Here is a 12,181-nt window from a genome sequence, read left to right as displayed (position 1 = left end):
CTCAAACTGCATGCAATTGGAGCGCTGAATTGGCGCGAGCCTGTGCTAAGAAGTGGTTTCACCTCCCACAGGATTCGCCGATGACGGCGCGCGCGAGCAGCAAGACTTCTGAATCGTCTGACAAGGTCAGCGTAATCTGCCGCGCGCTCCGGCGCGCCATCATCGAGCAGGCGCTCGAGCCTGGAGCCAAGCTGCCGGAGGATGCGCTCGGCGAACGCTTCGGCGTCAGCCGCACCATTGCCCGCCACGCGCTGGGGCAACTCGCCGCCGAAGGCCTCGTCGAGCTCCGCCGCAACCGCATTGCGGTGGTGGCGACGCCGAGCTGGAAGGAGGCGCGTGATGCCTTCGATATCCGCATCGAGCTCGAACGGCTCGTTGTCCGCCGGCTCGCGGGCAAGCTGACCAAGGCGCAGATCGCCGAGCTGAATGCCCATGTCGATGCCGAGGATCGCGCCCGCGGCGGCACGGATGCGGTCTCGATCCGGCTCGCGACCGAATTCCACATCCTGCTCGCGCACATGACGAACAGCCCGATCCTGGTGCGCTATGTCAGCGAGGTCGCCTATCGCTGCTGCCTGACGCTGTCGCTCTATAGCCGGCCGCATTCGACCGAATGCGCCATCAACGAACATCGCGCCATCATCTCGGCGCTCGCCAAGGGCGACGAGGCCAAGGTGATGGACCTGATGCATCATCACCTGGATTCCGTGGCCAATCGCGCGCTGGTCGCTCCCACTCCGCAGCGCGGCCGCGACCTGCTTGATATTCTTGCGCCCTATGCAGATGAAGTGACAAGCGACCGCGTCGTCAAGCTGCCGAAAGTCGCGCGAAGAGGTTAGGCCTCGATCCCGCGCTGAACGAGGATGCGCTCGGCACTGTCGTTCCAGACGTCCATCTTGACGATCTGCCCGCCCTTGACCACGAACCGATCGACATAGCGATTGCCCTCGAACGGTTTGCCGTCCATCCACTCGCCATAGAGCGTGCCGACGCTGTAGACGACCGTCTCGTCCGCGCCCGGACACACGTCGAACCGGTCCATCTTCTTCTTGACCCAGCGATAGCGCTTCGCATTGAAGCCGGTCGGCCCGCGCGGATGATCGAATTCGCGCCCGCCGGTGAACGTGATCACCGTGCCCGGCTTCATGTAGGCTGCTGCAGCGTCGGGATCGGGTATCATCGAGGCAGTCAGATAGGCCTCCACGATCTCGGCGTCGGTCATGGGGCGTTCGGCTTTTGCGGGGGCGGACATGGCGGGGTTCTCCGGGAGCGCCGGCATTCTACAATTCAGGCCTCAAAGTGCATGCACATTTTTTGAACAATTCGACGCCTCGACTGCACACAATCTGGAGCTGCCTGCTCCCACAGCTTCCGCTAGGCTACCACAGCTGAATCCGACGCCATGACCGCCCAAGCCGCCTTCGACCTGATCTTCCGCAACGCGCTGTTGCGCTCATCCGCCACACCCGTCGATATCGGCGTGAGGGACGGGCATATCGCCGCCATCGAGCCAAAGCTCGCCTGCGAGGCCGCCGAGGTCGATGTCGGTGGCCACCTTGCCCTGCCCGGCTTCGTCGATACCCACATCCATCTCGACAAGGCTTGCCTGCTCGGCCGCTGCGGGCACGATCACGGCAGCGTCTCGGACGCGATCCGCGCCGTTGCCGGGATGAAGAAGGATTTCACGATCGAGGACGTCTACGCCCGCGGCGCAAAGGTGCTCGAACGCGCCATCGTCAACGGCACGACGCGCATGCGCACGCATGTCGAGATCGATCCGCGCATCGGCTTGCGCGGCTTCGAGGCGGTGAAGTCGCTGAAGCGCGACTATGCCTGGGCGATCGACCTCGAACTCTGCGTCTTCCCGCAGGAAGGCCTGACCAACGATCCCGGATCTGAGGAGCTGCTGATCCAGGCGCTGCGCGATGGCGGCGAGGTCATCGGCGGCTGTCCCTACATGGACACCGATCCAACCGCCCATCTCGCGCGCATCTTTGATCTCGCTGTGGAGTTCGACGTCGATGTCGACCTCCATCTCGACTTCGATCTCGACCCCTCCTGGTGGCATCTCGACGAGGTCTGCCGCCAGACCGAGCGGCGCAACTATGGGGGACGCGTGGCGATCGGCCATGCCACCAAGCTTTCGGCCTTGCCGCCGGACCGGATGAAAGCCGCCACCGCGCAACTGGCAAAGGCCGGCGTTGCCGTCACCGTGCTGCCCGCGACCGATCTCTACCTGATGGGGCGCGAGGCCACCCACAATGCGCCGCGCGGGCTGACGCTCGCCCACAAGCTCGCGGCCGACGGCGTGCTGTGCTCGGTCGCGACCAACAACGTGCTCAATCCCTTCACGCCCTTTGGCGACGCCTCGCTGCTGCGGATGGCGAACTTCTACGCCAACGTCGCGCACGCCTCGGTCAGCGACTTCGAAACCTGTCTCGACCTCGTGACCGAACTGCCGGCGCGGCTGATGAACCTCGGTGACTACGGCATCAAGGTCGGCAATCCCGCCGATCTGATCGTGCTCGACATCAGGGACAGCCGATTCGCCATCGCCGAGCTCCCCGACGTGACGATGGGCTTTAGGGGTGGCCGGCAGACTTTTGCACGGCAGCGAGCCACGCTGTTCCGCCCCGGTCCGTGAACGCCCCCACGCATATCTGCATTGCAGCGCGCCGGATTACCGTCCGATGTTACCGCTCACGGTTCCAAAATTCCGAATCCGGTACTATCCCGGATAGTAGATTCTCTCCGATTCCCCGATAGGTGCACGCATTGCAAGTCCCGCGGTGCCGGTCAGGGCGAGACCGCACTGATGTCCGCATTCAACGGGGAAGCATCGACGTGTTCAGCGCATTCAGCAGCATCAACTCACATTCCATTCGGGCCGGGACGCCCGCCGAGACTGCCGTCAAGCGACTGAATGGGATCGGCGAAGTCCTGTCAGGCCTCGATATCTCGGCGATCCGCACCGAGGACGACATGGCCCGCATGCTGTGGACGCTCGAGACCGCCGACAAGTGCATGCGCATGATCCTCGCCGAGTTTCGCACCGAGCGCGGCAAGGACCAGGTCGTCCGCGAGACCAGGAGCCTGATCGATTTGATCGAACGCGTCCGCGACGAACTCACGGGCTGTTGCACTGCAAATTGCTGAAGCGGAGCCGCGCTATTTCGCGCGATTGCTTTTCGCCAGGATCCGATCCGCTTCGGTGCGCCAGTCCGCGCTGCGGGCAAATTCTTTGGTCCCCTTGGGTCCGAACAGCCCTTCATCGGCAAGATCTGCCACCCAGGCCTGCCGCTCGGCCGTGCCCTGCGCCGACCACGGCGTCAGCCCCGCCTCGCGCACGGTCTCGGCGACCTCGCGCACCTCCTCGGCACGGCGGCGGCCGTGCTCGATCACGCGCTGGAAGAAATAGGCGCCCTGCTTCTCCCAATTGATGGCGGGGAATGTCTCGGTGAGTGACGCCAGCACGGCATCCTCGACGCCATAGGCGCGCGCAGTCGTAAAACTCTCGATGACCATGGCCTCGAGGCCCTTGATCATGATGCTGCGGCACATCTTCACCGCCGAGGACACACCTAACTTGTCGCTGGCAACCTTCGCCGCAAAGCCGATCGCGTTCAGCAGCGGCTCCAGCTCCCTCGCACCGGGCCCGCCGAGCAGCAGCGGCACCTTGATGCGATACGGCGGCACCGAGGTCATCACCGCGCCCTCGACGTAGCGGCCGGCCGCGCCGTCGATCAGCGCCGCGGCGCGCTGCTTGGCGCCGGGAGAGGCCGAGTTGAAATCGAGGAACCAGGTGCCCTGGTTGATCGCGGCCGCACAGGCCTTTGCCACCGGAACGGCCTGGCTCGCCGTGACCGCGGAGATGATGAAGTCGGATTTCGTGGTCAGCTCGGCGTGGGTCGCCGCGAGCGTCACGCCGAATTTCGCCGCATGCTCCTGCAGCGGCGCGCCCTGCTCGCCGCCGAGCTTGATGTCATACGCTGAGACCTTGATGTCCTGCTGGCGCAAATCCTCGGCCAGGATACGGCCGACCTCGCCATAGCCGACCAGCCCGATCTGCCAGCGTCTGGGGTCACCTGCCATCAATTCAATCCTCGCGTCGTCTCGTCGAACAGCTCTTCGACCGCATAGCGGCGCGGGATCAGCGCCTGCTGGAATGCATAATCGATGATCAGCTCGAGCGGTTTCCTGTTGGCTTCGATCCCGAATGGGACGAGGTCGGGCGTCGCCGCTGGTCCCACCTGCGCCTTGTTCCGCTTGAGCAGATCATAGACGCCGGCGACCACGTCAGGGCGCGATTTCGCGAGGCTCTCGGTCACGACCACGAGATGATTGACCGGCACGACGCCGCGCCGCGCATACCATCTGGCGGCCTCTGCAGCCGGATCGGGGAACAGCGGCTTCAGCTTGGGATCGTTGGAGACCTCGCCGAGCACGGCGTCGAGCTCGCCGTCGAGCAGCATCTGCAGGACCTTCTTGTCTTTCGGCGCCCGCTCTGTGGTGTCGACATATTCGGCGACATGCGGATCCTCGAACGTCACCCAGCGGATCTTGTCGAGATTGACGCCGTAATCGTTGGCGAGGATGCCCCTGATCCAGGCCCCGGTCGTGGTCGTGAAGGAGCGGATGCCGACGCGCTTGCCTTCGAGATCGGATGGCCCGAGCGTTCCCTTGGCGGGATTGTACAACGCATAGGAATGCTGGAAGCGGCCCATCATGGTCGCCGGCAGCAGCACAAGCGGCTTGCCGTGCGCCTTTGCCATCAGATAGGTGACGATCGCCATCTCGCAGACATCGAAGGCCTGCTCGCGCACCATCGGCTTGAACGCAGTGTTTGTCGGCGTGTACTCGATGAAGTCCAAATCAAAGAGATCGGAGCGGAGCGCGCCGCTCTTCACCGCCTGCACATGGGGATGACTGCCGAGCACGGCCTTCAGCTTGAGACGATCCATCCGCCCGCTCCGCTTCTTTTCTCTTCAGACGTCCTCAGGATTGTCGACATAGACGAGGCCCGCCTTCGCCAGCGCCTCGCGCATGCTGTACATGTCGAGGCCGAGCTCGCCCGACGCCAGCCGCTTGCGCTTGCCGCCTTCATCCGCGTTGCGCTTCTTGCCCTTCTCGGCGACCTCGGCCGCATAGCGCTTCGGCACCACCACAACACCGTCGTCATCGGCGACGATGATGTCACCGGGATCGACATTCACGCCGGCGCAGACCACGGGCACGTTGACCGAACCGAGCGTGGCCTTGACCGTGCCCTTGGCCGAGACCGCGCGCGACCACACCGGAAAATTCATCTCGTGCAGCGCTTTGACGTCGCGGCAGCCGGCATCGATGATCAGCCCCTGCACGCCGCGCGCCTGCAGCGAGGTGGCGAGCAGCTCGCCGAACATGCCGTCGGTATTGTCGGTGGTGCAGCCGACGACGAGAATGTCGCCCTTCCTGCACTGCTCGACGGCGACATGGATCATCCAGTTGTCGCCGGGCTGCGCCAGCACGGTGACGGCGGGGCCGGCGATCGACGCACCGGCCCAGACGGGGCGCAGATAGGGCTTCATCAGGCCGATGCGGCCATAGGCCTCGTGCACGGTCGAGACGCCGTATTCCGCCATCCCGGCGGGATCGGCCCGCTTGATGTTGCGAACGACGACGGGCTTCATGCCAGTTCCTCCGCAACGGTCGGGAACAGGCGCTGATAGGCCTCGCCATAGGTCATGGGCACGCCGGTGTTGCGGCTGCCCTGGATGCCGCGGTTGAGCGCGACACGCTCGTAATAGCCCCAGAGGTGCTTCTGCGCGGCGAGGATCTGGAACGCCTCGTATTTCTCCTTCCAGACCTCGTCGATCTTGAGGATCGTGTCCGGCTTGTAATTGCACTGCTCCGGCTGATGCGGCTCGAACAGGAACACCGGCGGCGCGGAATATTTGTACTGCGCGCCGGGCTTGTGGCCCATGGCCTGCGCGACCACGCGCGTCTCCTGGGCGAAATGCGCGGCATTGGGATGGTCGAAATTATAGGGGTCTTCCAGCGCATGCGTCAGCACGAAGGCCGGATTGAGCTCGCGGTAGATGTCGACCATGCGGTCGAAATGCGCTTCGGTCAGCTTCAGCGGATAGTCGCCGCAGTCGAAGAACTCGATCTCGGCACCTAACAGCTTGGCGGCCCGCTCCGCCTCGTCCTTGCGGCCGGCCTTGACCGACTCGAGCGTCGCGCCCTTTTCCTTCCACGCGAACTGGCTCTCGCCGCGCTCGCCGAAGGACATGCACACGATCTTCATGCGATAGCCCTTCTTCGCATGCAGCGCGATGGCGCCGCCGGCGCGCCAGACGAAATCGCCAGGATGGGCTGTGACGACGAGACCTGTTTTCATGGGCTACTCCTTTCGTTCGTATGCATGCGTCCACAACGCATGTCCGCACAGCGTGTCGATCGCGCAATCGTCGTCACGCCTCGAACTCGAACAGGCGCGCGGGATTGTCGACCAGAATCTTCGCCTGGAACTCCGGCTCCGGCGCAAACAGCGGGATCAGATCGACGAGGTCACCGTCGTTCGGCATCACCTTGACGTTGGGATGCGGCCAATCGGTCCCCCAGATGACGCGGTCGGGCGCGGTCTCGACGATCTTTCGGGCGAACGGCACCGCATCCGTGAACGGCGGGCCGGCCGAGGACACCCGCTCGGAGCCGCAGATCTTCACCCAGCACTTCTCGTCGCGCTGCATCAGCTCGATCAGGATCTTGAACGGAAGCTGATCGAGCCCCTCGGACGCCTTCACCCGGCCCATATGGTCGATGGTGTAGCTCAGCGGCAGCCTGGTCAGCATGTCGGCATATTCGGGCAGATCGATCGCATCGAAATGCAGATCGATGTGCCAGCCGAGCGGTGTGACCATGGCGATGATGCGGTCGAACACGCGCTTGTCGGGGACGCCGCCGAGATGGCGGACGAAATTGAAGCGGCAGCCGCGAAAACCGCCCTCGTGCAGCACGCGGAGGTCACGCTCGGTGATGCTGTCGTCGATATTGGCAACCGCACGGTAGGCGCCGTTGCTCTGAGTGATCGCATCGAGCGCCACCGTGTTGTCGGTGCCGTGCACGCTGGCATTGACGATGACCGCGCGCTCCACGCCGAGCTTGGCATGCAGCGCCCGAAAATCCTCCAGCGGCGCATCGGGCGGCGTGTAGGAACGACCCGGCGCGTAAGGATATTTCGCGCCGGGTCCGAAGATGTGGCAATGCGCGTCGCAGGACAGCTTCGGCAGCCTGAACTTCGGCGTGCGCGTGTTGGGATCTGGCGGCGGAATGGTCGGCGTGTACATCATCGTCATCTTTGAATCGCCGAGCGAGACTGTATCAAGTCTTGCTGCTGACCACCGGTCGCCGCCGCGCCGGCGCAGCCTGGTCCAGCGCCGGCGCCTGGAACGCGGCGACGGTGGCCTGCACCAACTGCTCGATGGCGCCCGCGGCATCGCTGCCGTCGGCCTCGCCGCGCGACAGGCGCGAGACGCGATCCGGCGTCACCAGCGAGTAGTAGAGCGCGCCGAGCAGGAAATGGCTGCGCCAGACGATGTCGGTGCGCGGAATGTGCGGCAGGCTCTCGTGGATCGCGTCGATGAAGGCATGGCTGGTATCATCGAAGGTCTGCGCGATGATTTTTCGCGCGACCTCGTTGCCTTCGGCCGACATCACCGCACGCAGCCGCGTGAAGCGCGCCCCGCCGCCGGCGAGATCGCTGCCCGAGGTGAAGGCCGGCACCACATAGGCGCGCACGATCGCCTCCAGCCGATCCTGGAGATCGCGCACGCGTTTTGCGGCGGCGAGCAGCTCGGAACGTCGCAAATTCATCGGCCCGCAATGGCGCCGGTAGATCTCCAGCAGCAGGCCGTCCTTGGTCTTGAAATGATAGGTCACGCTGCCGGGATTGGCCCCGGCCGCCTGCGCGATGTCGCGCACCGACACGGCATTGAAGCCGTTGGTGGCGAACAGCTCCTCGGCCGCGGCGAGAATCGCCTCGCGCATGTTCGGCTTGCGGGCCGTTTCCTTGCTGGTGGGCTTGCGTACCATGCGATTTGTACTATCGTACAAAAGATCAGGTCTCGTCAACAAAAACCATGGGCAACGTCCGGAGCGGCCTGGAGACCGCCGTCAGGGACGGAATGCCCGCAAGGAGTGCTGGGAATGCTGGGTTTGAACACGACAATCGGCCGGTTCGCCGTCGGCGCAGGCCTGCTGCTGGCCGCGAGCACCGCGCAAGCCGACAACTACCCGAGCAAGCCCGTCCACATTCTGGTGCCCTACGCGGCCGGCGGCGCGGTCGACGTGCTCGCGCGTACGCTGGGCCAGGCACTGGCCAAAACCTGGGGCCAGCAGCCGGTGATCGACAATCGTCCCGGCGCCGGCGGCATCGTCGCCTCGCAGGCGCTGGCCCAGGCCGCGCCCGACGGCTACACGCTGATTCTGGTCGCGAGCGGCCATCCGCTGAATCAGTTCATCTATCCGAGCGTGCCCTACGACACGTTCAGGGATTTCACCGCGATCACCGAAGTCGCCTCCTCACCGCTCGCCATCGTGGTAGCCAAGGACAGCCCCTACAAGACGCTCGGCGATCTCCTCGCCGCCGCGAAGAAAGAGCCAGACAAGCTCTCCTACGGCATGTCCGGCAACGGCACCTCGGCGCATCTTGCCGGCGAGCTGCTCAAATACATGTCCGGCACCAAGATCGTCGCGATTCCCTACAAGGGCGGCGCACCGGCGCTGACCGCCGTGATCGCCGGCGAGATCCCGCTCAGCATCAATCCACTCGCGGAGGCCATCGGCCAGCTCGAAGGCGGCCCCGTGCGCGCGCTCGCGGTGACCTCAGCCGAGCGCTCCAAGGCGCTGCCGGATGTTCCGACCATCGCCGAGGCCGGCGTACCCGGCTACGACGTCTCAGTCTGGTGGGGCGTGCTTGGTCCGGCCAAGATGCCGCCGGAGATCGTCGCCAAGCTCGAGGCCGACCTCAAGGCGGCGCTGCAGGACCCCAGCGTGCTGTCGACGCTCGGCAAGATCGGCGCAGCCCCCGTCGGCTCCTCCGCCAAGGACTTTGACGCCTACATGCATGCCGAGGCGACCAAATGGGAGCCGGTGCTGAAGGCCGCCAACATCCGCGCACAGTGAGGCGCTTCACATGAGGACCTCTGGGCACATTGCGCGCACCGCCCTACTCGCGGTCGCAATCATCGGCCCCGTCAGCGCGCCCGTGCGCGCCGACTGCCGGCGAAATTCAAGAATGCGACCATCGTTCCCGCCGAAAGCGTCAAGGCCGCGATCGCCATGTTCGGCAGGAGCGAGATCGACCTCTACGCCACCAACAAGCCAACACTGTTCGACATGTCCGACCAGATGCCGGGCGCCAAAATCCTCGACGGCAATTGGGGGCTGGAGCACATGGCGATCGCGATTCCCAAAGGGCGCGAGGACGCGCTTCCCCTGCTCAACCGCTTCGTGACGGAGGAACAGTCCAACGCGTACTGGACACGATCCAGCAGCAAGCGGGCCTGCGCGGCGCGACGAAGGCCAAGCGCGAGTAGATCTCAATTCGCCGCAAGCACCGAGAACTGCCAGACGATTTCCGCCCAGGTGCAAACGGTTGGCATTCGCTAGCGTCGTCAACTCAGCTTGCTGCAAATCAACGCAACAACATGGACAAAGCGTCATTTGTCTTCGGCGCCGCATTGGGCAACCAAAGCGGTGGATCGTCGGAGACCTGACATGAGCAAGCCCCTGCTGTTGACACTGCATCGCTGGATCACGCTGGTCTTCGCCCTGCCCTTGCTCGCGATCATCGTCACCGGACTGATCCTGTCCTTCGAGCCGCTGGTGCAAGTGAGTAGCATCAGCGGTCCTGCCATTGACGCAGGGCGCGTCGTCGAGTTGGCGAAGCGATACGATCCGGATGGCAAGGCGCGCGGCGTTTCGATCAATGCCGCGAGCCAGCGCATGACGCTGCAGGGCGCCGGCACCCCGGCGATCGATCTCGCAACCGGCGAGCCCGCCGCCGCAGGCTCCAGCCTCTCCAATCTCCTGCTGTGGGCCCGCATCACCCATGAACGGTTGCTCGGCCAGGCATGGCTGGTGACGGGCTCGACGATCGCCATGGTCGCGCTGATGGTGCTCGGCCTCCTCATGGGATTGCCGCGGCTGCGCAACACGCTGTCCGGATGGCACAAGGGCACCGCGTGGTTCGCGCTGCCGCTGATCCTGCTCAGCCCGCTGACCGGCCTGTGCTTGGCGCTCGGCCTGACGTTCCAGAACGCAGCCGCGTCAGCCGACGGAGGACGCCCAATTGCCCTGCTGGAAGCTGTTCGCGTGGTCGCAGGCCAGCACGACCTCACCCACGTGATCTCGATCGGCACGCGCGGCGGCCGCGTGATGGCGCGACTCTACGAGGGCGGCGAACTCCGCGCCTACACCGTCAATGCGAGCGGCGTCACGGCGCTGCCGCGCAACTGGCCGCGGCTGATCCACGAGGGAAACTGGTCGGCTCTGATTGCTTCGCCGCTCAATATCATTACCTCGATCGCACTCCTGACGCTGCTATCGACGGGACTCCTGATCTGGGCACGTCGGAAGCTGCGCAAGCGGCGCCCGCGATCGAGCGAGCAAGGCGACCCGGCCGTTGTCGGGGCCGCCTAGCAGCATTCGCCTGGTGCAACCGCCGCCGAACCGCGCTAGTCTTGCACGCACATGACCAGACGAACCGGCAGCGCCGATCTTCCTCTCCACACCGGACGGGTTCCGCCGTGGCTCGCGAGCCGCATGGCAACGCTCGGCGCGATCGTCACACAGGCGGTCGTGCATCATTATGGGCGCGATGCATTCCTTCAGCGTCTGTCGCATCCGTTCTGGTTCCAGTCGTTCGGCGCCGTGATGGGGATGGACTGGCACTCCTCGGGCATCACCACCTCGGTGATCGGCGCGCTGAAGCGCGGACTTGGCCCGCTCCAGGACGAGCTCGGCATCTATGTCTGCGGCGGCCGCGGCCAGCATTCGCGCAAGACGCCGGACGAGCTGTTGCAGCTCGGCGATCGCGTCGGCTTCGATGGCGCCAAGCTCACGCGCGCCAGCCGTCTGGTGGCCAAGGTCGACAGCGCCGCGGTGCAAGACGGTTTCGATCTTTATCTGCACGGCTTCTTCGTCACCGCCGACGGCAAGTGGACGGTGGTGCAGCAGGGCATGAACGGCGACAAGCGCCAGGCCCGGCGCTATCACTGGCATTCCGAGGCGCTGAAGAGCTTTGTCGATACGCCGCACAGCGCGATCGACGGTCCGCAGCAAGGCGAGATCGTCAATCTCACCGATCACCGCGCCGACGTCTCGCGCAACGCGCAACTTGAGCTGCTTTCCGATCTCGGCCCCGATCGCATCGTCTCCGAATTCGAGCGGCTCACCGGGACCGAGCCGGCGCAAGCCACGCTGCCGCACCTGATCATGCCTGATCATCACGACGTCAGGCCCAAGGACGTGTTCGCGCGCCGCCTGCACGGCACGCTGGCCGCGGCGGCCGAACGCGGCCCGGTCGATTTCCCGGAACTGCTGCTGACGCCCGGCGTCGGCGCGCGCACCGTGCGTTCGCTGGCGATGGTGGCCGAGGTCGTGCATGGCGCGCCCTATCGGTTCACGGACCCTGCGCGCTTCTCGCTCGCCCATGGCGGCAAGGACCGGCATCCCTATCCCGTCCCGATCAAGGTCTATGACGAGACCATCCGTGTGCTGAAAGGTGCAATCCAGAACGCCAAGCTCGGTCGCGAGGAGGAGATGCAGGCGATCAGGCGCCTCGACGACCAGGCGCGGCGGCTGGAGCGGACCGCGCAAGGACCGTCGGTGGAGTCGTTCATCGCCGGCGAACGTGCTGCCTCGCCCGATCTCGACGGTCGCTCCGTGTTCGGCTGGGAGCGCGAGCTAGCGGCCACAAAAAAGCGGACCGGCTGAACACCGGTCCGCAGTTGGTCGGGAGGGCTATCGCAGATGGCTTCTTGATGACGACCAGAGCAAGCGCCTCGTCCTTCGAGACGACCGCTCGGCGGGCTCCTCAGAGTGTGAGATTCTTTTGGTAGGGATCAGTATTTGCCACGGCGGCGATGCTGTGATTCGCTGGAGTTGCGCGCGAAGCAGGGGCTGACGATGGCTGACG

14 protein-coding genes are annotated in these 12,181 nt (G+C 65.0%); 7 read left to right on the top strand and 7 right to left on the bottom strand.

Annotation, left to right across the window (positions count from 1 at the left end):
- Window positions 1–80 precede the first annotated feature (80 nt).
- The gene (locus GGD63_RS29630; RefSeq protein ID WP_183247203.1) at window positions 81–839 is read left to right on the top strand and encodes a GntR family transcriptional regulator; all 759 of its coding nucleotides are present in this window, start codon (window positions 81–83) and stop codon (window positions 837–839) included.
- On the opposite strand, the gene GGD63_RS29625 is transcribed toward GGD63_RS29630, so the two are convergent.
- The gene (locus GGD63_RS29625) at window positions 836–1,252 is read right to left on the bottom strand and encodes a nuclear transport factor 2 family protein (RefSeq protein WP_183247202.1); all 417 of its coding nucleotides are present in this window, start codon (window positions 1,250–1,252) and stop codon (window positions 836–838) included. The genes GGD63_RS29630 and GGD63_RS29625 overlap by 4 nt on opposite strands.
- A gap of 150 nt (window positions 1,253–1,402) precedes the next feature.
- Between GGD63_RS29625 and GGD63_RS29620 the strand changes: the two genes are divergently transcribed.
- Entirely contained in the window at window positions 1,403–2,644 is a 1,242-nt protein-coding gene (locus GGD63_RS29620; RefSeq protein ID WP_183247200.1) for an amidohydrolase family protein, read from the top strand.
- 200 nt (window positions 2,645–2,844) lie between these two features.
- Entirely contained in the window at window positions 2,845–3,156 is a 312-nt protein-coding gene (locus tag GGD63_RS29615) for a hypothetical protein (RefSeq protein ID WP_183247198.1), read from the top strand.
- A gap of 12 nt (window positions 3,157–3,168) precedes the next feature.
- Here the strand turns inward: GGD63_RS29615 and GGD63_RS29610 are convergent, their stop codons facing one another.
- The 6 genes from GGD63_RS29610 to GGD63_RS29585 form a co-directional block, all read right to left on the bottom strand.
- Complete coding sequence (locus GGD63_RS29610; RefSeq protein ID WP_183247196.1) at window positions 3,169–4,092, bottom strand: DUF1932 domain-containing protein; 924 nt, start codon at window positions 4,090–4,092, stop codon at window positions 3,169–3,171.
- Entirely contained in the window at window positions 4,092–4,961 is an 870-nt protein-coding gene (locus GGD63_RS29605) for an ABC transporter substrate-binding protein (RefSeq protein ID WP_183247194.1), read from the bottom strand. The genes GGD63_RS29610 and GGD63_RS29605 overlap by 1 nt, the downstream gene beginning before the upstream one ends.
- Window positions 4,962–4,985: 24 nt before the next feature.
- Window positions 4,986–5,669, bottom strand: coding sequence for a 4-carboxy-4-hydroxy-2-oxoadipate aldolase/oxaloacetate decarboxylase (locus GGD63_RS29600; protein ID WP_183247192.1), 684 nt, complete (start codon window positions 5,667–5,669; stop codon window positions 4,986–4,988).
- A complete protein-coding gene (locus GGD63_RS29595; RefSeq protein ID WP_183247190.1) occupies window positions 5,666–6,379 on the bottom strand; it encodes a PIG-L deacetylase family protein in 714 nt (237 codons plus the stop codon). The genes GGD63_RS29600 and GGD63_RS29595 overlap by 4 nt, the downstream gene beginning before the upstream one ends.
- A 73-nt stretch (window positions 6,380–6,452) precedes the next feature.
- The gene (locus GGD63_RS29590; protein WP_183247188.1) at window positions 6,453–7,337 is read right to left on the bottom strand and encodes an amidohydrolase; all 885 of its coding nucleotides are present in this window, start codon (window positions 7,335–7,337) and stop codon (window positions 6,453–6,455) included.
- 25 nt (window positions 7,338–7,362) lie between these two features.
- Window positions 7,363–8,073: a TetR/AcrR family transcriptional regulator gene (locus GGD63_RS29585; protein ID WP_018645594.1), complete on the bottom strand. Its 711-nt coding sequence runs from the start codon at window positions 8,071–8,073 to the stop codon at window positions 7,363–7,365.
- A 114-nt stretch (window positions 8,074–8,187) separates the two neighbouring features.
- Between GGD63_RS29585 and GGD63_RS29580 the strand changes: the two genes are divergently transcribed.
- The 4 genes from GGD63_RS29580 to GGD63_RS29565 all read left to right on the top strand — a co-directional run bounded on the left by GGD63_RS29580 (window position 8,188) and on the right by GGD63_RS29565 (window position 11,979).
- The gene (locus GGD63_RS29580) at window positions 8,188–9,165 is read left to right on the top strand and encodes a tripartite tricarboxylate transporter substrate binding protein (RefSeq protein WP_183247186.1); all 978 of its coding nucleotides are present in this window, start codon (window positions 8,188–8,190) and stop codon (window positions 9,163–9,165) included.
- Between the two features lie 156 nt (window positions 9,166–9,321).
- Window positions 9,322–9,651: a hypothetical protein gene (locus GGD63_RS29575; RefSeq protein ID WP_246785705.1), complete on the top strand. Its 330-nt coding sequence runs from the start codon at window positions 9,322–9,324 to the stop codon at window positions 9,649–9,651.
- A 108-nt stretch (window positions 9,652–9,759) separates the two neighbouring features.
- Window positions 9,760–10,683 carry a PepSY-associated TM helix domain-containing protein gene (locus GGD63_RS29570; RefSeq protein ID WP_183247184.1) on the top strand — a complete coding sequence of 308 codons (924 nt, stop codon included), beginning with the start codon at window positions 9,760–9,762 and terminating at the stop codon, window positions 10,681–10,683.
- A gap of 51 nt (window positions 10,684–10,734) precedes the next feature.
- Window positions 10,735–11,979 carry a DUF763 domain-containing protein gene (locus GGD63_RS29565; protein ID WP_183247182.1) on the top strand — a complete coding sequence of 415 codons (1,245 nt, stop codon included), beginning with the start codon at window positions 10,735–10,737 and terminating at the stop codon, window positions 11,977–11,979.
- Window positions 11,980–12,181 lie beyond the last annotated feature (202 nt).

The sequence above is a fragment of the Bradyrhizobium sp. cir1 genome (assembly GCF_014198245.1).
GTDB lineage: Bacteria > Pseudomonadota > Alphaproteobacteria > Rhizobiales > Xanthobacteraceae > Bradyrhizobium.
Note: the sequence above shows the minus strand (reverse complement) of the source record. Positions and strands in the feature narration are given on the sequence as shown.

Bases quoted from the DNA above. Each gene is read 5' to 3' on its own strand.
- GGD63_RS29605 (WP_183247194.1), bottom strand. From the start codon at position 4,961: ATGGATCGTCTCAAGCTGAAGGCCGTGCTCGGCAGTCATCCCCATGTG.
- GGD63_RS29610 (WP_183247196.1), bottom strand. From the start codon at position 4,092: ATGGCAGGTGACCCCAGACGCTGGCAGATCGGGCTGGTCGGCTATGGC.
- GGD63_RS29600 (WP_183247192.1), bottom strand. From the start codon at position 5,669: ATGAAGCCCGTCGTCGTTCGCAACATCAAGCGGGCCGATCCCGCCGGG.
- GGD63_RS29630 (WP_183247203.1), top strand. From the start codon at position 81: ATGACGGCGCGCGCGAGCAGCAAGACTTCTGAATCGTCTGACAAGGTC.
- GGD63_RS29595 (WP_183247190.1), bottom strand. From the start codon at position 6,379: ATGAAAACAGGTCTCGTCGTCACAGCCCATCCTGGCGATTTCGTCTGG.
- GGD63_RS29625 (WP_183247202.1), bottom strand. From the start codon at position 1,252: ATGTCCGCCCCCGCAAAAGCCGAACGCCCCATGACCGACGCCGAGATC.
- GGD63_RS29590 (WP_183247188.1), bottom strand. From the start codon at position 7,337: ATGACGATGATGTACACGCCGACCATTCCGCCGCCAGATCCCAACACG.
- GGD63_RS29570 (WP_183247184.1), top strand. From the start codon at position 9,760: ATGAGCAAGCCCCTGCTGTTGACACTGCATCGCTGGATCACGCTGGTC.
- GGD63_RS29565 (WP_183247182.1), top strand. From the start codon at position 10,735: ATGACCAGACGAACCGGCAGCGCCGATCTTCCTCTCCACACCGGACGG.
- GGD63_RS29585 (WP_018645594.1), bottom strand. From the start codon at position 8,073: ATGGTACGCAAGCCCACCAGCAAGGAAACGGCCCGCAAGCCGAACATG.
- GGD63_RS29580 (WP_183247186.1), top strand. From the start codon at position 8,188: ATGCTGGGTTTGAACACGACAATCGGCCGGTTCGCCGTCGGCGCAGGC.
- GGD63_RS29620 (WP_183247200.1), top strand. From the start codon at position 1,403: ATGACCGCCCAAGCCGCCTTCGACCTGATCTTCCGCAACGCGCTGTTG.
- GGD63_RS29575 (WP_246785705.1), top strand. From the start codon at position 9,322: ATGTTCGGCAGGAGCGAGATCGACCTCTACGCCACCAACAAGCCAACA.